Below are 23,016 nucleotides of genomic sequence, written 5' to 3'. Positions count from 1 at the left end.
TTTTTATTGTTACCCCTTTTTATCTATAGTCAAAATTTAGATAGAATAGGCAAGGTATCATTGTTTAAATTAACAGGAGGTGTTGGGGTAAATACAATATATTATAATGGAAATTCTAATAGAGAACCTTTTACCTATTTTTTGTCAGGAAATGTTAATCTAAATATTAGTGATGTTTATAATATTCCAGTTTCTTTTTCATATTCAAACAGCAAATTTCAAGCAAATACACCATTTACTTTTAATAGGTTAAGTATTCACCCAAGCTATAAATGGGTAACAGCACACATTGGCGATATAAATATGAGTTTTTCTCCTTATACATTAAACGGACATCAGTTTACAGGTGTTGGTTTTGATTTGTCACCTAAAGACAAACTAAAAATAAGTTTAATGTATGGTAGGTTTTTAAAAGAAAGAGAATTTAATGAAGAGAATTTAAATGGAGAAGCAAATTATAAGAGAATTGGTTATGGAATTAAAGCTTCATATAAGTTTGATAAGTTAACAGCAGGAGTTGTATTTTTTAGAGCGAAAGATGATACCGAGTCATTAAATAACCCAATCCCAATAGAAAAAGAAGTTTTACCTAAAGATAATACAGTACTAAGTTTTAATACAGAACTAAATTTTTTAAAAGATTTAAAATTTAATGCTGAAGTGGCTTTATCAGCTTTAACCGAAGATATTCGAGTTGAAGGAGAAAGTAATCATTTTGCATCTTTTTTATTGTCAAGTAATCCAACAACTCAATATTATAAAGCGTATAATTTAAATTTAGTTTATAAAGTAGGAAGAGGAGTAATAGGGTTAGGGTATGAGCTAATTGACCCTAATTATAGAACTTTAGGAGGGTATTTTTTTAATAATGATTTAGAGAACTTAACTGTAAACGCTTCTCAAACCATTTTTAAAGATAAGCTATCTATAAACTTAAATGGAGGTTTACAAAAAGATGATATAGATAATACAAAAGCCATTCAGTTAAGTAGATTGGTTAGTTCTATAAACTTAGGATACAATGCAAGTGAAAAGTTAAACATAAGTGCAGGTTATTCTAATTTTCAATCCTATACTAATATTAAAAATCAATTCGATTTTATTAATGGTGTATCTCAAATAGAGGAAGAGTTGGATCAAGATAATATAAGTCAGATTTCACAAAATGCAAATGTGAATGTAAACTATACTTTAGAAGAAACCACAAGTACTAAACAAAATTTAAACCTTAGTTTGTCTTTTCAAGATGCTGTAAACAAAATAGGTGATGAAGTTAGAGAAGAAGATGCCTCTTCGTTTTATAATTTGACAGGAGCATATACCATTGGGTATCCTGATTCAGATTTAACAATTTCAGGAGCCATTAATGCTAGTTATAGTGAGTTAGGAATAACAGATGAAAACCTAATTTTTGGACCTACAATTTTTGTAACTAAAGGTTTTTTAGAAAAAAAACTAAAACTAAATGGCTCGTTAAGTTATAACGAAAGTATTAATAAAGGAAATAGAGAAGGTCAAGTAACTAATTTAAGGACAGGAGCAAGATATGTATACCATAAAAGACATAATTTTAATTTAAACGGACTTTTTCAGTTAAGAAATTCAACTAATATCTCTAATAAAAGTATAACTATGACGTTTGGTTATACTTATAATTTTGGAATTTTTAATTCAAAGGATTTAAAATTTAAAAGAAGAGAAAAGACAAAAAAAGAGAAAAAAGAAAAGAAGGTTAAAAAACCCATTAGATTTGTTTATAAAGACTCTCTATATGAAGGAACAATTTCTGAGGTAAGTTTGAGAGTTAATATGTTATTAGAGTCTAAAAACTTTAAAAATATTCCTAAAGAAATAAATAAAAGATTTCAAGAGGAAAGGATAAAAATAGCTAAAGAAAAAAACAATAGAGTATACAAGATAAAGGTAATTCAACTACTTGATGATATATATAAATCTAAAGAATATTTAAAAGATTATAACGAACTTATATACCAAGCTTTAGCAGATGTTTATAAAAGTGCCATTTATTTAGATTATCCAACAGAACAAGACTATTTGAAAAATAAGAAAGAAATAAGAAAACATATTTTATGGTATAAAACCCCACAAGAAAGAGCTTCATATCCAAAAGACGTACAAGCCGAATTTAACAAAATGAATCAAGTACTGAGAAGGTCTCATAAAAAATTACTTGTTCATAGATGGATTGTTTCAAAAATAGAAGAATATAAAACTTTTAAGATGGTAGAAGAAGATTTAAACGTACTCAAAGAGTTTAGAGAATTAAATGCATCAAAAGTTTATAAGATGTTTAAAATGAATGAGAAAAAGAAGAAAATAAAATTATATTTGCAAGGTTTTGTAATAGACTTTTTTGCTAAAGAATCAGAAAAACATATTGATGAAAATCAATATGAATTAAAATATACAGATTAACCCTTTGCCTTATTGTATGAAAAGAAAGCTACTCCTTATTTCATTTTTATTGTTTTTTTTTAAAAGCATTTTTGCTCAACAGTTTCCTGTTAGTATTATACCAAGAGTAAAAGCTCCTGCACCAGTTAATTTTTATAATTATGCAGATGATACTAGTTTAAATAGCCCGATAACAGTACAATTTTTTTTAAATGATTTAACAATACCAAATCGTCAAATAAGATTAAAAACGTATTTTGAAGGAGGTAACATACGTTTTTCAAGCAAAGATTTTGTTATTGGTGCTCAAGATTTATTTTTAGAAGGAGGAATACCCTTAACGTTAAGAAATACAGAGTTAGCACCATATTACAAAATTGAAAATATACAAGGAATAAGTTCTTCTGTTTATGGACAAACAATACCAGAAGGAAGTTATAACTTTTGTTTTGAGGTGTATGATTATATATCAGGAGCCAAATTATCAGCCAAGAAATGTACTACTGTATTTATATTCAAAAATGAACCGCCCATACTTAATACACCAGTAACTGGAAGTAATATTGAGCCTAAAGATTTTGAAAATATCTTTTTTCAATGGACGCCCCGTCATATTAATGTTAGTAATGTAGAGTACGAATTTAGCATTGTTGAAGTTTGGGATAATTTAGTAAACCCTCAAACAGCATTTTTGTCACAAATTCCTATCTATGAGGAAACAACTAGAAGAACGAGCTTAATTTATGGACCAGATAAGCCTTTGCTACTGCCAGGAAGAAGATATGCTTGGAGAGTAAGAGTAAAAGCACTGCAAGGCTTAGAAGAAATAGGGCTATTTAAAAACCAAGGATATAGTGAGGTTTTTTGGTTTTCAAGAACAGTACCATGTCAGGTGCCAGAAAACATAACAGCTGAATCTAAAGGAACTTCTAAAATTAACGTTTTTTGGGAACAAGACCCAACAGTCTTTTCAGAATATATCATAGCTTACAGAGAAAACGGAAAGGCGAATGCTAATTGGTTTACCAAAAGAACTAACAGTAGTTGGGCAACTATATGGAACTTAAAACCAGGAACTACTTATGAATATAAAGTAAAAGGAAAATGTAGTTATCAGTTTAGCGACTATTCAGAGTTGCAATATGTAACGACAGACTTGATACAAAATGAAGACTCAAATTATAATTGCGGTATAGTACCTGATGAGATTGCTATTTCAAATAGAAATCCACATCCTGGGTTAAATATAGGAGATGAAATTACCGCTGGAGATTTTAAGATTACGATAAGTGAAATTCAAAGCCAATCAAATGGAAGAATTTCAGGAAAAGGTTATGTAGCAATACCTTATTTAAAGTTTGCTAAGTTCGGTGTAACATTTTCAAATATTTTAATAAACACTGCTAATCAACTCGCTGAGGGAGAAATAGTAACATTGTATGATCCAGAATTTGGTAAGGGAGCATCAGCCACTGTAGATGCAGATATTTCTGATGGAATTAATGGAGATGATGGAATAAAGAACGATTTAGTAGAAGTTGATTTTGTAATAGATGAAGTGAAAATAGATGCAAATGGAGCGATTGTCATTACTGGAACAAATGGAGAAGAAGCTATTATACCAGGTGATGATGATATAAGTATAAAAAGTGCCAATGGAGATGTATGGTCGGTAGGAGAAGATGGAACTGTTACAAAAGAAGAAGGAGCTGAAGGAGGTGCTGTTGCAAACAATACAACAAACGGTACTGATGAAGAAGGTAATGTAAATGCAATAACCGCAACAGGAGTTACAGTTATTTTTCAGAAATCTGGAGAATATTATTTTGATGCATTACCAGAAAACACTTCTGTAACTTTTGAAAAAGAGTATAAAGTTTTAGAAGCAAATGGTACAAAGTATAAAGTACCATATAAAGCAATATCAGACATACAAGGCGAAGATTTTATTACAGCCAAAGTAACCATCAATGATACTGGCATTTCAAAAGAAGACATCATTTTTAAGACAAAAGATGGTGCTAAAGTTGAAGTTACTTGGAATGATAATAGTACTGAAGCAACATTAAAATTAAAGAGAAAGTTCGATTACGCAGATGAAGAGATTTTAGCAGTCATAAAGTCTAAAGAAGATAATGAGAAGTATGATGTAGCAGGTAGCTTAATAACAACACACTTAGCATCTAAAGAATTAGAACGCATAAATATAACTTTAATACCAGTTGGAGAAGGTGTTGAAGTTAGCGAAGCATTAAAAGAAAAAGCAGCAGAAGTATATAGAAAAGCTGGAGTTCGATTAAATATTCAAACTGGGCAAAGTATTTTACCAGATGAAGTGTATGGTTGGGATATAGATGGAAATAGAAGCTTAAAAATTGGGGATAGTTCTGTTTTATCACATTACACAAATGAACAATTAGTATTTAATAACTATGTAAAACAACAAAACTATTATACAGACAAAACATACTATGTTTTTGTAACCAATTTATCTATAAGTGATGCTAATGTGTTAGGTTTTATGCCGTTAAAAAGGCAGTTTGGTTTTGTGTTTACTCAAAATGCAACTACTGTAGCAAAACAATCAAGAACTTTAGCACACGAATTAGGACACGGAATTTTTGGATTAGAACATACTTGGGATGAATATCAATTTGGTCAAGGAGCAACTAATTTCTTAATGGATTATGGTAGCGGAACTGTTCTAAATCATTTAGATTGGAAAAAAATGCATGCTCCAGGGGTACAATTGTATTGGTTCCAAGGAGATAAAGATGGAGAGTATAATGATAAAGAATTTACCGACAAGGTTTTCCAATTAATAAGGTGCGCATATATCAATTCCGAAGATGGATATATGAAATTTAACACCAATATATTTGGCAAGAAAGGAAAGTACTCTTTTAGGTGGAAAGGTAGTCTTGTAGGTATAATAATAGGAGAAGGAACTTTTGAAGGAAAATCAGTATATGAACCAGTACGTTTAACAGAGGCTGTAATAGACAGTCATAATCCAGGAGATCGTTTTAGTTTATTGTATAAAAATGTAGAAATCTATACACCAAGGTATGATTCAGGAGCCTCTCCAGAAACATTAAATAGATTAAGAAAATATTTATTTCCAGAAGACAAGTTTGAAATAGAGAAAGAATCAAAACAAATTTTAGCAGAAATATTAAATGAAAATAAGCAAGAGTTTACTGAGGAAGACTTTGAAAAAATAAAAAGTATAGCTAATTGTGGCGTACAATATTTTACTGCTAAAGAAAGGTTTGAAATCATAGCAAGAACTATAAAATACCTTAACAGAGAAAAGAAATGGGTTACCGAATATTATGAAGATTTATTTTTAGATCTCATAGAAACAGCTCCAAAAGGAGAGGTAACATCTTACTCTAATGAGTTTTTGGGGTATTTATTAGAAGACATAGAAGTGTTCCAAAAATTATTCATGCAATTAAGTGATGACACTGCAGGTAACTTATGGGTTGGAAATGAAGATAACTTTACAAGGTTCATAGAGGCTATATATAAATTATGGATTGGAAGTAAGTACGAAAGTCTTAATACTTTTAAGTATGTAGAAAGAATAACCGATATAGAATCTAGTTTAACTCCATATTGGATACACTATGATGGTAACTCATGGTTTCCAAAAGTATCTTATGAAGATCCTGTTTTTTTATCAGATAGTTTTACTATTAAACAAAAGAGAGGAAGTAAGATTATAGCTAACTTAAAGTTTAATTATTTTCAACCTGTTCAGGTAACTTTCGAAGGAAGTGGTACTTCTAAAATAACAAAAAAAATACCTGCAATTTTCTTTGGAGGAACTATAAAGAAAGATAATTTATCAAAAAGTTTAGATCAGGCAGGGTTAGTATTTGATGTAGCACTTACACTAACAGCAGTAGGGAATTTTACAAAATTAAGGCACTTATCTACTTTACATAAAGTAGGAAGAGTTACAATGGGAACAGTTGATATAACTAATAGTTTCCTCTCTATGATGGTTAAGTATGGAGATTTAGAATATTGCCAAAAAAATAAAGAGTTCTGTAATACTTTTCTAGAGTACAGTACATATCTCCAGCTTGGACTTATGGGAGGAGGTATTATTGATGCTAAAATCACAGCTAGTAGAATTAAAACCAAAGAATTATATGAGTCAGCTAGAGGAGATTTAGATGATGCTGATGAGATAAAAAAAGTATTAGATGAACATTTTGCTATTAATGTTTCAACAAACTGGTTAGAGAATCTTCCTAGTAAGTTAAAAAATGACTTGGCAGAAAATAAACTGTTAGAGGATCTCTTTAAAAAAGCTACGAATTTCCAAAGACAAGACTTAATAGAAGCGTGGAAAGTATTAGAAGATTTTCCAAAAATAAGAATTATAGAGACTAACCTTGAAGTTTTAGCTAAAGTTAGCCCTAGGTTTTCATACAAAGGAGAAGCTTCTTATCAAGGATTAAAGAAATTATTTACAGGAGCAGAGAGCAAACAAAAGCTAATAAATGGATTAGAAGAAGCAGATAAACTTTTTGATATAAACCTTCCAGTCTCTTTTAGTGGGATAAAAAAAGGAGATGTTACAGTAAACTTAAAGGAAGAATATGCAAAAGTAATTGATCAATACGGTAGAGGAGATGAAGTAGCAAGATATGTTGATGGTGTTTTACAGAAAAAGAAAGTTATACCTAAAGAAGATGGTGCACAAATTGTACAAAAAGGAGATGTACCAGAAAATGATATTTTACAAAAAGGAGAAGAAATAGGGTTTAGAAGCCTAGAAGAGATAAGGGGGAATGTTAAATTCAATAAATCTTATGTAAATTCTTTAACAGGTTTTTCTGATAATATTGCTTCACTAGCAAGTAAACATAGTTTAAGTGTTAATGATTTTAAATTACTTCAACAAAAAAGATACGATTTAGCTGAAATGTCTGCTTTAGAAATGTCTAAAATAGAAGCTATTAGAAATGAAATACCATTACCAGACGGTAATACTATTTTACAAAAAGTCTTCCCTAAAAAAGATATTCAAAAATACTTGGATGGAAAGTACAATACAGTAGGAGGGTTTGTAACCACAGCTAAAGATGCAAAGCACTTATCTACTTTTGAAGATGTTTATTATGGAATGCGATTAGATTATGTTTTAGATGATGGAACAAAACCTTTTAAATTAAGTGATGGGAGTTTTGGTGTTATAAGATATAAAACACCTACACCAAAAGCTTCTGTACCAAAGCTGCCAGTTATTGATGGAAAAGCACCATATACTGGAAATGGATTTACAGGAGGAAGCAATGGTAGATTAGGAGTGCCCGAATGGAAAACACCTCAAAATATACCTAATCAAGGAGCAGAACTTTGGGAGGTTTCCTCTGATGGAACAGAGACACTAAGAGCAGTATTTAATTCGAAAGAAAATAAATTTATAGAGTTACCATGATGAAGATAAGGAGAGGAACATATACCATTTATGAAGGAATTGAAATGGTAATAACAGAATATTATGGTCATGGTATTTCAAATCCTGAAATTGAAAATCACAGAGAATTATCTTATCCAAAAGAGTTAGGAAAGTTAAAAGGTTTTAAATCAGATGATAATTCGAATAGTTTTTTTAAAGATATTAGAGTTGATAAGTTAAGTAACGCCTATAAGGTAGAAACAAAAGGGAGTTATAAAGGTGATGAATTTTTGCTCTGGGGTTATAATGAAAAACGAGATGTAATAGGTTTAATAACTTATAATGAAGAAATAGCTAAAAAGTATGATTTCATTAAGTTATCAGATAGTTACATTAAAGAAGTATCTCCAAGTAAGATAGAAAAAATATGGGAAGAGAGAACTAAGAGTGAGTTCGATTTACCACTGCCTGAAGGAATATTAGAGAAAAAAATTATCTATCAGAAAGATGTATAGTAGCTAAATAATAGAGAATAATATTAGAAAAAGAAAGAATCAACAACCAAAAAAAATGAATAAAAAATTACCTCTAAGTTTTTTAATACTATTATTTATAAGTGTTTCGTTGTTCGCTACACCAAATTTTACAGAAAGAGACAGTATAACTACAGCAAGTAAGCGTGTAGATAAAACAGTTTTAACAGCAAAAAATAAAACACTTCGTAATTTTTCTTCACTCGATAAATTTGACGAGCTTGAAGAAGCTTTAGAACCAAAAATACAACAACGATTTACTCAGCAAGGTTTTCAGTTTAACACAGCCGATTCGTTAGTCAATAAAAAGTGGTTAGTTATGGCTACCAATACATTTAAAAGTATTGAAGAGTCAGAAAACTATATCGATGTTTTAACAAAAGACGGATTAAGTGAGCTTCCTGTAGCAATTAAACCTGTTAATATTAGTAACGTAAAATATACCGTAGGAATAGCAAAAGCCGTATTTAAACCAGCTTATTCTGAACTAACAGTTTTTTTAAAAGTAGAGCTACCTAATACAAACCCTGATAGGGGAGAACAGGTTTTAATTTTAGGAGCATCGAATGTAAAATTATCTCATGAAGGAGGAATTATAGGTGACGCTAAACTACATTTAATATCGCAGTTTACGGTTAATTTTAATAGCGGAACATTACTACTTACCTTAAATGGAAGTATGGAAGAACCAGGAACCTATGCAATTATTGATTGCTCTGGTTTTAAAGAAATGGGCTTAGATGCAAATGTGAAATTTGCCAATGGCTTATTACACCCTGTTGATGAAAAGGGGAAAAAGAAAATAGGGTATGTAGAAGCAGATTTTAAAACCTCGATTTCTGATTGGAATGATATGGTTGTGAATATATCGTTACCTGAATTCGGAATTAAAGGTATAGAAGGAACTACGTTCAAATTAAATACAGCCGTATTTGATTTTAGTGATTTAAGAAATGATGAGGCAACACCAAAAGCCTATTTAGATAAGTTTTATAGTGTTGAACCTAATTTGTGGAGAGGAGTGTATGTAAAGTCACTTCAAGTAGTTTTACCTCCTGAATTTAAAAAGAAAAATGATGATAAAAGAGTTGCTTTTGGTGCTACAGATTTAATTATAGATGGACAAGGAGTAACTGGTAAGTTTACAGGAGAAAATATAATCGATTTAAATGAAGGAACCGCTTCAGGATGGGATTTTTCATTAGACTACTTTTTGTTAGATATAGAAACAAATCACTTAAAAGCAGGAGAGTTTGACGGAAAACTAGTACTTCCAGTTTCTCAATTAGACAGTCTGCAATACAATGCTGTTTTCCAGCCAGGAGAGTATAAATTAGCAGTAAAAACAGAAAAAGATATCAAGTTTAATGTTTGGAAGGCAAATGTTCATTTAACCAAAGATTCTTATGTAGAAATGAAGGTTAAAGATGGAAAGTTTAGGCCTAAAGCAAATTTAAACGGATCAATGAGTCTTGCTTCTGGGTTAAAAAAGGATGAAAACTCATCTAACGACACATCAAAAAGTATCATACAATTTAAAGGAATAACATTCCAAAAAATGGTTTTACAAACCGAATCACCTAAGTTTTCAGTTGATTATTTTGGAGTTAAAGGTAAGTTACAACTTGCAAATTTCCCAATAGTAATTAATGAAATAGGATTAAGAACTCCTGCAGATAATAAAGCAGAATTGGTTTTTGATTTTGCAGTGAATTTAACATCAGAGTCAGATGGAGGAAATGGAGGAGCTTCAAAACTAGCTTTTAAAGCTAAAATGGATGATGCCAAAGGTAAATGGAAATTTGATGGAGTAAGATTAGAGCACCTGTACATAAGAATGGATGTTGCTGGTATGCAATTAAAAGGAGCAATTTTCATTTTTGAAGATGATGCAACTTACGGAACAGGGTTTGCAGGTGCGGTTGGGGCTAAGTTTTCTACAGGAATAAAGTTAGAAGTAGAAGCAAAAGCTCTTTTTGGAAGAACAGATTCATTTAGATATTGGTATGCAGACGCTAAGGTAACATTGCCACAAGGAATTCCAATTTTCCCTGGTTTTGCATTAAATGCTTTTGGTGGAGGCTTCTACAATAAAATGCGTATGGCAGGTAATTCAAATGCAAAAGATGCTGCCTTTACAGAAATAGGAGCTTCAACTTCAGGAGTAATTTATGAACCATATGAGCAAAACTCATTTGGGATGAAAGCATCAGTAGGAATCATTACCCAAAACTCAGAAGACTTATTTCATGCTACAGTAGAGTTTGGTATGGCATTTAGAAAGTCAGGAGGACTACAAGAAATATATATGAAAGGATTTGGTGAACTAATAGCCTCTTTACCAAGTGATTTTTTCGATACAGTAAACAGCAATTTGTCTAGCATTGCAGCAGCAGGAGGGCAAGGAATTCCTGCACAAAGTCCTACGGCAGCCATTTCAGCAAATGTTTTTATAGGATTTGATTTTGTCAATGATATTTTTCATTCTACTTCTGAAGTATACATAAACTTTGGAGTTTTAAAAGGAGTAGGACCTTCGGGAAGAGCAGGGTGGTTAGATTTTTATGTAGCTCCAGATGAATGGCATATGCTTATTGGAACGCCTGATGATAGAGTAGGAGTAAAAATTGATTTGGGAATCCTAAAGATAAAAATGGATAGTTACTTCATGACAGGAGAAAACTTACCAGGTAGTCCACCACCACCGCCAATTGTTGCTGATATCTTAGGAGTTGATGTTGCTGAACTCAACTATATGAGAGATGCTAATATGTTAGAATCAGGAAAAGGATTGGCTTTTGGATCTAGCATGAGTGTTTCAACAGGAGATTTAAAGTTTTTAATTTTCTATGCTCGATTTGATGCAGGAATAGGTTTTGATATTATGCTAAAAGACTATGGAGAAGCTTACTGTAAAGGATCTTCAGAAGTTATAGGAATGAATGGTTGGTACGCTAACGGACAAGCGTATGCGTATTTACAAGGTGTTTTAGGCGTAAAATTCAAACTCTTTGGAATTAAAAAGAAGATACCCATCATAGCAGGAGGCGGAGCCGTACTATTACAAGCAAGGTTGCCAAACCCTGCATGGTTTAGAGGATATTTAGCGGGAAAATATAACTTGTTAGGAGGTTTAATTAAAGGAAGGTTTAGGTTTAAAATTGAGTTAGGAGATAAATGTGAAATAGTAGGCGGAAGCCCTATAGATGGTATTGTCGTAATTAGTGACTTAACACCAAAAGAAGGAAGTGTAGATGTAGATGTATTTGCGGCTCCACAAGCAGTATTTAATTTACAAATTAATAAAGTATTTGAATTACCAGACGATACAGGTGATAGAAAATATAAAATCTTACTAGATGATTTTTCTGTAACAAAGGATGGACAAAACATTGTAGGAGAGATAAAATGGAATGATAGAAATGATGTGGCAGTATTTTATTCGCATGAAATATTACCACCACATGCTCAATTAAAAGCTAAAGTTCAATTGCACTTTGAAGAATACAAAGGAGGAAGCTGGCAAAAAATAAAGTCAGATGGAAAGGTAGCTACAGAAGTGAAAGAAGTAAACTTTACAACAGGAGAAGCGCCAGAAACAATACCTTTAACAAATATAGATTATATGTATCCTGTATTGGGGCAAAAAAACTTCTTTATTGATGAGTATAGCACAGCTTACATAAAATTAAAAAGAGGGCAAACATACTTGTTTGACGCTGCTCTAGGTTGGAAAAAAGAAATGATAATGACTAATGCATCGGGAGAAAGTTTATATAAAGAGTATACATATAATTCAGCAAAAAAACAGATAGTATATACATTACCATCTAATCAAATGCAAACGCAAACACAATATGATGTAAGTTTGAAGCTAATATCTGAAGCAGATAAATTAGACGATAATATATCAGAAACATATACCTCTAAAAATATCGGAGGAGGCTCAGAAAATACAGCCGAAGTAAAATCTAGAAAAGCAAAAGGTAATATAAGCAAAGAAGGAGAGAAAGAATTGTTAGTTTATAACTTCAGAACAAGTAAGTACGAAACATTTAGCGGTAAAATGCGAGATATGAATAAGAATAAAGATTTATATCAACATATTGTTTATCCTTATGGGGTGACATTACTATCAGGTATTGACTACCAAGAAGCATTTGATTTAGCAGAGTTGAGAGGAAATGAATATACAAAATATCAACCTTTAGTAGTATCAAGAGCAACTTTAGATGATAGTTACTATAGAAATCAGATTTATCCATTAATCTATAATAACTATCCATATGAAGGAGATATTTCGGTAAGTAGAGAAATTGATGAAGTGGGAGTACCACCAGTAGAAGGAGTGGAACCGATGACTTGGTATGTAACTTATTTAGAGAATAATTATTCGGGAGAAATAAATTTATACAACCCATACAGGTATAATCTCACGTATTATTATTTAGAAGATTACGAAGATTTGAGATATCAATTAGTTAGTTCAAATATTAATTGGAATGCAAAGTCACAGTATATAAAATTAATTACGGAAGCTTTTCCTTACATGCGTCAAGGAAAATATAAAGCAACGTTACAATACGTATTACCAGGTCAGGTAAAAAAGAGTAGAATAAATTCATTAAAATATTTAAACCCATTAAATGATTAAGAAGAAGAGTACACCTATCATCTTTATGCTTCTGATGTTGGGTATTACAGTAAAAACCTATGCCCAAAAAGAAATAGGTAATATTAAAGCAGAAGTAAAAGCAATTGCAACAGTATCTGAAAATAAAATATTATTACGTTGGGGAGTAACGACCCCAACAGCTTGGAAATATGCTAATAAATATGGCTATATAATTGAAAGAAAAACAATAGCAGTTGATAAAGAGATACTATCCACACCTGTAATAAAGCAATTAACTCCCATTCCTTTGAAGCCTTATCCAATGATGGAGTGGAAAGAGTTTTCAGAAGAAAATAACCAGGCTGCATTAGCTGCGCAAGCCTTATATGGAGAGGAGTTTGATGTAGAAATGAATGAAGGAGAAAATGGATTACTGAGTATTATAAATAAGGCACAGGTAATAGAACAGAGATTTACTTTTGCTCTGTATGCAGCTGATCAAGATTTTAAAGTAGCAAAATATTCAGGATTGGCTTTTATCGATGATACGGTAAAACCTACAGAACGCTATTTATATACCATACGAGTAGCTTTACCACAAGAGAAAAAAGACTTGATCAAATCAGGAGGGGTATATTTAGGATTACTAGATAAAAAACCGCTACCTGAGCCACAAGAATTTGTAGGGGTCTTTAAAGATAAAACAGTTATTCTAAGTTGGAATCAAGCGATCTTAAAAAAGTACTATACCAATTACATTATTGAAAAATCTGAGAATGAAGGAAAAACTTTTAAAAAACTACTAGGTACACCAGTAGCTACTTTAGGAGAAAAAGAAAAGAACCCATCAAATAGAATGATGTACATAGATAGCCTTTCACAAAACAATAAAACCTATTCCTATAGAATTAAAGGAATATCTCCTTTTGGTATTGAAGGACCATACTCAAAAGTTGTTTCAGGTAAAGGAATAAAGCCATTAACCCATACTCCATTTATTACAGATGTAAAATTGAATGATCAAGAAGGATTTTTAAGTTGGGAGTTTCCTTCTGAAGGAGTTAGCACACTTAGTAAGTTTAAACTAGTAAGATCTAATACACCAAAAGGTAAGTTTCTCACTGTAATAGACAATATATCAAAAAACAAAAGATCTATTAAGTTAGAAAACTTACAAGCTATAAACTATTATAAAATTGTAGCTGTGGGTAACGATGGAGGTACCCGAGAATCTTTTCCAAAAATGGTACAACCTGATGATAGTATCCCCCCAGCAGTACCAACTATGTTAAACGGAACTATAGATTCCCTTGGAGTAGTTAGATTACAATGGAAACAAAACACAGAAATAGATTTTTTAGGATATAGGATATTTAAAGCTAATTTGAAAACAGATGAATTTACTCAAGTAACATTTGAACCTACCCCTAATAGTGTTTTTGTTGATACAGTCAACATTAAGACATTAAATAAAAAGATTTATTATAAAGTTCAAGCTTTTGATAAAAGATATAATCCATCAGAGTTTTCTGAGGTTTTAGAATTAAATAGACCCGATATAGTACCACCAACTGCACCCGTTTTCACTTCTTTTAAATCACATAAAGGAAGAGTTGAAATAGAATGGATATCAAGTACTAGTAATGATGCTCAGTCTACAATAATTTATAGAAAAGAAAAAGGAGTGAAAGAGCCATGGCAAATGCTAAAGAGTTTACCATTATTACAAAATAAGTTTATAGATGAAAAAGGAATTGTTGGAAAAACTTACTTATACACGGCTTTAACTATAGATGAATCGGGACTAGAATCTGAGCCTATAACACCTTTAAAAATAACGGTTTTAAACAATTCACCTAAACCAAGTATAGAAAAATTTACAGGGTATGTAAATAGAGAAGAGAGATATATAGAGTTGAATTGGAACTACAAAGAAACAAACACTAAAGAGTTTATTTTATACAAAGCAGAAGAGGAAAAAAAGCCAACAATGTATAAAGTCTTTAAAGCAGATACTAATAAGTTTAAAGACAGAAACTTATTAATAAATACAAAATATACATTTTTAATTCAAGCAATTTTTGAGTCAGGAGCAAAATCTCCGCTTAACAAAATTGAAATAAACTATTAAAAGAAAACTATATGAAAAGAAATATACTCTTAATTTTATTCTTATTTTTTTCAATTATATCACAAGCTCAAACGTATACCATAAAAGTTAATGGGTATATAGGTCAAGGTTCATCAAGTTGTGGATCTAACAAAAATGGTTTAGGAGGAATAAAAATGTTTTTCTCTGACGGAACGACAAAATATTTAAGAGACCCTGCAATTTATGGGTTACGTTTTATCAACCAAAGTTATTCACATGAAGCTACTTTTAATGTATCTAAAAAAGTCACTAAGGTAGAGTTTCATACAATTACTAGAAGAAATGGAACTTTTGGATGTAAAAGTTCTAAAGAAGCATGGATTGAGGTAAGTGTAACGTCTCCATGTTTTTATAAACAATATCAAAAAGATGAAGTATATAAAAGTGATATAAATACAGGTTGGGCAAGAATCTCTATAAAACCAAATGCTTCATTATCGTATCCTGATGGATCAAGTACTTCAAAAGTAAAAACGGTTTGTGCAAGTAGTTCGGTTAGAATTAAGGCAACTTCTGGTTTTACTCCAACTTCAGACGTGTATGTTTGGGAATTCTATGACCCTGTAAATACAGAGACTAGAACACATCCTGACTATCAAGATTTATTAAATGCTGTGTCGTCTGCAGAAGCTGCTTATGATAGTTGTGTTAGAAGAACGGGAGATTTTGATAGATGTGAAGGGTTTATGATGGCTGTATTTGAGGCAAAGAGGAATTTAAATAATTACACAGGTCCTAAAACTATACAAGTAAGTGTTTGGAGAACTATCACGAATAAAACGGGGCAAGCTACAATTGATTTAAAGTTAGCTAATTTGTACTCTTCCACTACAGATAGAAATAAAGCATTAACTAAAAATATTAACATACGTGTAAAGCCAAGTTGTAACAGTTCTTTTACAACCAATACTGTTACAGTACAATTTTTACCCGATGCTCCACAGATAGCAAAAGCGCCAACAATAAAACAACCTACATGTTCTTATAGTACAGATGCAGACTTTAAATTGTATTTTACGAGGCAAATTTTTAGTTATGAGAAAATAGATTTTAATCTTCTGAAGAAAACATTGACAAATGAATATGTTGCTGTTGATAACAATACAGGAATTACCTCATTTGTAAGTTCAGGAGGATACTGGATGTATGATTGGAGACCAACATCAGGAACATTAACATCGGGAGATTATAGGGTTGAGGTAACGGGTTTTAATAGAAGTACAGGTTCTCCACTGTGTGAAAAATACTCGTATGATTTTCAAATAAAGTCTCCACCAAAAGTAGTTTTTAGTGCTTCAAAAGTTAAGAATGAAACATGTTATAATAGTAAAGATGGAGAAATTAAAATCACAGGATCTGGTGGGTCAGGTAGTTTTTATTATAGTTTAAATAATGGATCTACTTGGAGTTCGTCAACATTTTCAGGTCAAATTACAATTAGCGGATTATCACCCGCTAATTATGTAGTAAGAATAAAAGATACTAAAGGTTGTATAGATAAAAATAAGACTTCACAATCAATAACAATAAGTGGAAAAAGTAAAATTATACATACTTTACCTTCCAATGCAGTTACGCACCCTAGCGCAGTAGGAAGTACTGATGCATCTATAAAAATTAATAGTGTAAGTGGAGGTACGCCTTTTAGCAATTATTACAATTATACAGTTCTATTGAATGGAAGCACTACTAATACTAAAAGTGGTAGAGCTTATGTAAGTGGTTTTGTAATACCTAACTTACCAGCAGGAACTCACAAAATTAGGTATACAGATAAAAACAATTGTACACAAGAATATACACTTCCAAAGATAATAAATCCTCAGCCTATAGCACTTTCTGTTAGTTCAGTAAAACCAAATTGTTATCAAGGTAGAGGAAGGATAAATGTGACAAGTATTGAAGGAGGATACCCTAATTATACTGTTATATTAAAAAGAGGCTCAACAGTACTAAGCACATTAACAGGAATTACAAATAGTACTTCTTTCAATATAGAAGCAGGAAACTATACTGTTTTGGTTAAAGATACTAGGCAAGGGAGTCTAGAAAAATCTATTGCAGTAATAGAACAATCAGAGGTAGCTATTTCAAGAGTAAGTTTAACAACACCTATAAAATGTAAAGGCGGTAATGCTTCTGTAAGTGTTACGGCTATAGGAGGGAAATCAAATACATATCAATATGCAGTGTACAAAAGTTCAGGAATACTATGGCAAAATAGTAATGTATTTTCGTTACCAGCGAATACTACTGGGTATAGGTTTATTGTAAGAGATAAAAATATTACGACTTGTAGATCTAAAGTTTCATCGTCAATAATAATAACAGAGCCTTTACCAATTGAAATTATTAGCAGCTCCGTAAAGCACAATAATGTATTTGAAGGAGCTAGTGGAGAAATATTATTAGTAATAAATGGAGGAACTCCAAGCTATACAGTGACATGGAAAAAGAAAAATGACACTTCTTTTTCTAAAACAGGAAATCCAGCTACAGGATTAAGAGCAGGATTTTATACGGCTATCGTTAAAGATAAAAATGGATGCGAGATAACTTCAAATGAAATAGAAGTAAGAGAAAACCCACAACTATTAGCCTCTCTTACTATTAGTAAAACGATTAATTGTAAAGGAGAAGTAGGTTCGTTAGTAGTAAATTCATCAGGAGGATCAAATAGTTATTCGTATAAATGGTTTAGAGGAGGAACAGAATTAATAGGAAAAACAACCAATCAATTGACTAATATCAGTAAAGGTAATTATTCAGTTACCATTAATGATGGGTTTACTACTATTTCGAAAAGTATAACATTAACAGAGCCTAGTGCAATCACTTTAAACATAACTAAAACAGCTATTACATGTTATGGAGCAGAGAATGGAAAGATAAAACTTGCTATTGGAGGAGGAATCCCACCATATGAATACTCTATTGATGATCAAACATCGTTTCAAACAGTAAATAGCTTAGTTGATAATACTATTGATGGGTTAACGATTGGAAGATTTACAGTTTGGGTTAGAGATAGCAAAGGATGTATCGTAGATACACCAGCAAATGCTATAATAAATGAACCTTCTGAAATAAAAACAGATAGTTTTTCTATAACAAACTGTGAAACAGCAGGAAAAAATGAAGGGGCAATAACAATAACAACTTCAGGAGGAGAAGGAGCACATAGTTATGAATGGACAAAAGAAGGCGATGCCTCTTTTACTATGAATACTAAAAATATAAATAATCTTTTTGCAGGAATTTATCGTGTAGTTATAAGAGATGCAAAAGGATGTGAAATAACACAATCATACGAAGTAAAAGAGCCACTACCTATTCAAGTTGCTATAAAAATTACAAAAACTATTTTATGTAATGGAGAAGAAACAGGTGAGTTATTAGCTGAGGTAACAGGAGGATATCCGATAAATTCAACTGCAATTGACTTTGATTATAAATGGTATGATATAACTTCTGGTACCCCAGTTTTATTAAATTCAGATGTAAAACTAAATCAAATAAACAACCTTAAAGCAGGAAGTTATAGAGTGGTAGTAAACGATATAAAAGGAGCTACTACACAGAATGAGATAACAATTAATCAACCACTTAAAATTGAAGTCAATTTAGCATCAAGTACAAATGTGAGTTGTTTTGGAGGAATAGATGGAAGTATTGATATTACTATTTTAGGAGGAACTAAACCTTATAGTTTTTCATGGAAGAGTACCAATAACACAACATTTAATAAAACCACGGAAGATATTACAGCGTTAAGAGAAGGAACTTATTATGTAGAAGTTGTTGATAGTAATGGGTGTACATTTACTTCGAGTAACTTTACGATAGAACAACCTTTAGCAGCGTTGGAGATATCTAGTTATATGGTAAATAACTTAACAGGTTTTGAAACAAAAAACGGAAGTATATCTGTTGATGTTGTTGGAGGTACACCAGGCTATACATATGAATGGAGACAAAAAGGAAGTATTACTATTTTAGGAACAACCAATCCATTTGAAAATATAGCGGCAGGAGAATATGAATTAACTGTTAAAGATGCTAATGGTTGTATTACAACTGGAAGTTATACTGTAATAGAACCAGATTTATTAGTGATTGATGCCATAAATCAACAAGGTAATATTCCTTGCTTTGGAGACAACACTGTAAGTTTAACTGTTAAAGCTAGTGGTGGAGTACCTCCATATAGCTATTCATGGAAATTAAAAGGAGGTGCAGTAGAACTGGGTGCCAACAATACACTTAGTAATATAGGTGCAGGAACTTATGTAATAACAGTAACAGATAAAAATGGCAATATTGCTACGAAAGAGTACGAAGTAAAAGAACCATTACAATTAGAAATTATAGGAATAACGAAAGTAGATGTGTCTTGTAATGGAGGAACAGACGGTTCCATAGATGTAAGTGTTTCAGGAGGAACAGCACCTTATACATATAGTTGGAAGCATGGAGTAGTAGGAAAAAGTTTAAACTCTTTACAAGCTGGGACTTATGAAGTGGTTGTTAGAGATAAAAACTTATGTGAAGTAACAAGAAAAATTACAATTCAAGAACCAACGATTTTAGCTATAGGTAATTCAGTAATAAAAGATGTTACAGGTTTTGGATTATCAAATGGAGAGATAAGTATAAATGTTGTAGGGGGAACACCTAACTATACTTATGAATGGAAAGATTCAAGTGGAATTGTACAAGGTAGTACAACCTCTAAATTATCGGGAGTTAAAGCAGGAGAATATTCGGTAAAAGTAACAGATACCAAAGGATGTTTAGTGGAAAAAACATATACAGTTAATGAACCAGAATTGTTAACTGTAAATATACGTGAGGCTTCAATTTTATGTAAAAATGGAGTAGGAATACTAACTGCCGAAGTTAAGGGAGGAGTAACACCATATATGTATTCATGGAAGTTAAAAGGAAATACAACAATATTAAGCACTACTAATGTACTTGAGGATGTAGGAGCAGGAATTTATGTAGTAACAATTACAGATAAAAGTGGAAATAGAGCCACCAAAGAGTATGAATTAACAGAACCATTATTACTTGAAATTACTGGAATAAATAAAGTTGATGTTGCATGTTATGGAGGTACAGACGGATATATAGACATAACTGTTTCAGGAGGAGTAGCACCTTATACATATAGTTGGAATCATACAAGTTTAGACGCTCCAAAAGTAGAAGGATTATCTTCAGGTACATACTCAGTTGTAGTTACTGATAAGAATGGATGTAAGACAGCAAAAGAGACAACAATCAATCAACCAGAAAAGTATGATATAACGAATGTAAAATTAATAAGACCTACCTCAAACTTAGTTGATAATGGTAGTATTGAAGTTATTTTCGTCGGAGGTGTAGCACCTTATTCATTTGAATGGAAGAATGAAAAAGGAGATATAGTTTCTACAAAAGTATCTAATGATTTATCTGATAAAATAGAAAACTTAGCCGAAGGAATCTATACAATCACAATAAAAGATGCTGAAGACTGTGTAATTGAAGAAACATACAATCTAGCAAGTCCAGGAGAATTATTAGTTGAAATAACACAGGTACAAGAAGTAAAATGCCATGATACTTCAAATGGTATTTTAGATGTGATTACTGTAGGAGGAGTTGGAGGAAACAATTATGCATGGTATAATGCAGACAATAATGAGCTTCTAGGCATAGAAAAACAGCTTAAAAACATTTCAGCAGGTAATTATTATGTAGTTGTTAGTAATGCAGAAGGAATAGAAGAAAGAAGTTCCGTTTTTATAGTTTCGCAGCCTACAGAAATTCAGTTAACAATCAAAGAAATAGATTTAAATTGTTTCAAAGCTAATGATGGAAGTTTTGAAGTAGAAGTTCAAGGAGGTACAGGGAACTATGAATTTAGGTACAGAGATGTGTCAAGCTTTAGCGATTGGACAAGCGTAGTAGATAACATTATAAAAGTTACTAATTTAGAGAAGAATATCTATACACTTCAAGTAAGAGATGCGAACAATTGTTTAGCATTAAATACAGATGGTAGTTCAGACTTTACAATAGAAATTACACAACCATTACCATTGTCAATTTCAAATGAATTGGTAAAAGATGTTACAGGGTTTGGGTTGTCAAACGGATCAATTTCTGTAGATGTAGTAGGAGGAACTCCACCTTATATCTATGAATGGAAAGAAGGTTCAGGAACAACAATTTTAAGAGGAACTAATCAAATAACATCTATACCAACAGGTAATTATAAATTAATTACAACAGATAGTAAAGGATGTACCTTAATCAAAGATTATATAATAAATCAACCATTAAAACTAGAAGCAGATATAGTAAGAACTTCAGTAATTAGTTGTAAAGGAGAAGAAGACGGAGCTTTAACAGCTAAAGTTACTGGAGGAGTAGGAGGATACACGTATAAATGGTATAAGGAATTAAGTAGTCCTTTACAGATAGGAACATTATCATCAGTCTCAGGGTTAGGATACGGAACGTATTATGTTGAGGTAGAAGACTCAAATGGAAATAAGGTAAAAAGTGCGTTATATAATTTAAAAGAACCAGAAGTATTAGCATTACAATTAAGTTCAGATTATACTTTATGCGGAACAGGAAATGATTGGACTGTTAATACAATAGTAACTGGAGGAACTGCACCGTATACTTATTTGTGGAATACAGGTAGTAATGAACCTATGCTACAAGATGTAGTTATAGGAGAATATAATGTAATGGTTGTTGATGTAAACGGTTGTAGAACATCAGAGACAATCAAGTTAACATTACCACAAGCAATATCAATAATAAACGAAACAATAACAAAACCAACTTGTTTTCAAGGCAATGATGGTAGCATTGTATTAGAGGTTATTGGAGGAGCACCACCTTATGAATACACTTGGAGTAATTCTAAAACAGGTAAGGTAGTCACTGGACTAACTTCAGGAGAGTATAGTGTTGAAATAAAAGATAGTAAAGGATGCGCTATAACAAAGTCTTTTACAGTACAAGATCCAGATCCAATAGAACTAGATTTAGGTGATGATGTAACATTATGTGCAAATCAAACTTATATTTTAGATGGCACTATAATAAATGGGGTTGAATATAGTTGGAGTTCAACAAGTGGATTTACAAGTAATAAAGCTGTTGTAGAAGTTCAAGAAGAAGGAGTTTACACGGTAATAGCAAAAGATAACAAAGGATGTGTAGTAGAAGATAGCATTGATATTATACGCTCAAAACAAGAGATATCTGCAGATTTAGCAGTGTCAACGCAAGTGTTTACAGATGAAAGTTTTGTGGTGGTAAATATTAGTAGCGTTGTAGCCGATGAGGTAATATGGATACTACCAAACGAAGCAATTATTAATGAAAGTAATGATAGTTATACAGAAATTAAGTTTGCAAAAGAAGGAGAGTATGAAGTAACCATGATAACTAGAATAGGAAATTGTGAAGCAATGATAACAAAGAAAGTAATTGTTATTGATAGAGAGATTATAGTAGATGAAGAAGACCAAAACAATGCTTCACCAATGATTAAAAATTTAGTAATATACCCTAACCCTTCTTTAGGTAAGTTTACGGTAGATATAGAATTAAAAGAACAAAACTTAGTTAGTATGAAGATTTTAGAAATGTTAGGAGGTAGTTTAGTTGATACTAAAATTATGAATGGTTCTGATAAATATAAAGTTGATTACAATTTGAGTTTAGTTTCAGGAGTATATTTTATCTTAATAGAAACAGAAGAACAAAGAATAATTCAGAAGATAATAATTAACTAAATAACAATTAGGGACACTATCCCGTAAAACGTATAAACTTCTTTATCGAGGGTTCGACTCTAAGAAAGTAAAAC

General features: G+C 31.5%; 6 protein-coding genes. All 6 read left to right on the top strand.

The genetic code is table 11. The features are described 5' to 3' along the window. Positions 1 to 60: 60 nt before the first annotated feature. From ACKTSW_RS00780 to ACKTSW_RS00755, 6 genes are read left to right on the top strand one after another with little or no spacing between them, the layout of a single operon-like run. Positions 61 to 2,436 (top strand): TonB-dependent receptor, encoded by a 2,376-nt coding sequence (locus ACKTSW_RS00780; RefSeq protein ID WP_408023368.1) that lies wholly within the window; start codon positions 61 to 63, stop codon positions 2,434 to 2,436. Positions 2,437 to 2,452: 16 nt separating this feature from the next. Then, the gene (locus tag ACKTSW_RS00775; protein WP_408023367.1) at positions 2,453 to 7,873 is read left to right on the top strand and encodes a fibronectin type III domain-containing protein; all 5,421 of its coding nucleotides are present in this window, start codon (positions 2,453 to 2,455) and stop codon (positions 7,871 to 7,873) included. Beyond that, the gene (locus ACKTSW_RS00770) at positions 7,870 to 8,349 is read left to right on the top strand and encodes a hypothetical protein (RefSeq protein WP_408023366.1); all 480 of its coding nucleotides are present in this window, start codon (positions 7,870 to 7,872) and stop codon (positions 8,347 to 8,349) included. Before ACKTSW_RS00775 ends, ACKTSW_RS00770 begins: the two co-directional genes overlap by 4 nt. Positions 8,350 to 8,404: 55 nt before the next feature. Next, positions 8,405 to 13,021, top strand: a complete 4,617-nt coding sequence (locus ACKTSW_RS00765) for a hypothetical protein (RefSeq protein WP_408023365.1) — start codon at positions 8,405 to 8,407, stop codon at positions 13,019 to 13,021. Further along, a complete protein-coding gene (locus ACKTSW_RS00760) occupies positions 13,014 to 15,113 on the top strand; it encodes a fibronectin type III domain-containing protein (protein WP_408023364.1) in 2,100 nt (699 codons plus the stop codon). The genes ACKTSW_RS00765 and ACKTSW_RS00760 overlap by 8 nt, the downstream gene beginning before the upstream one ends. A gap of 11 nt (positions 15,114 to 15,124) precedes the next feature. Further along, positions 15,125 to 22,942, top strand: coding sequence for a T9SS type A sorting domain-containing protein (locus ACKTSW_RS00755; RefSeq protein WP_408023363.1), 7,818 nt, complete (start codon positions 15,125 to 15,127; stop codon positions 22,940 to 22,942). Positions 22,943 to 23,016 lie beyond the last annotated feature (74 nt).

It is taken from the genome of Tenacibaculum sediminilitoris (assembly GCF_964513795.1).
GTDB lineage: Bacteria > Bacteroidota > Bacteroidia > Flavobacteriales > Flavobacteriaceae > Polaribacter > Polaribacter sediminilitoris.
Note: the sequence above shows the minus strand (reverse complement) of the source record. Positions and strands in the feature narration are given on the sequence as shown.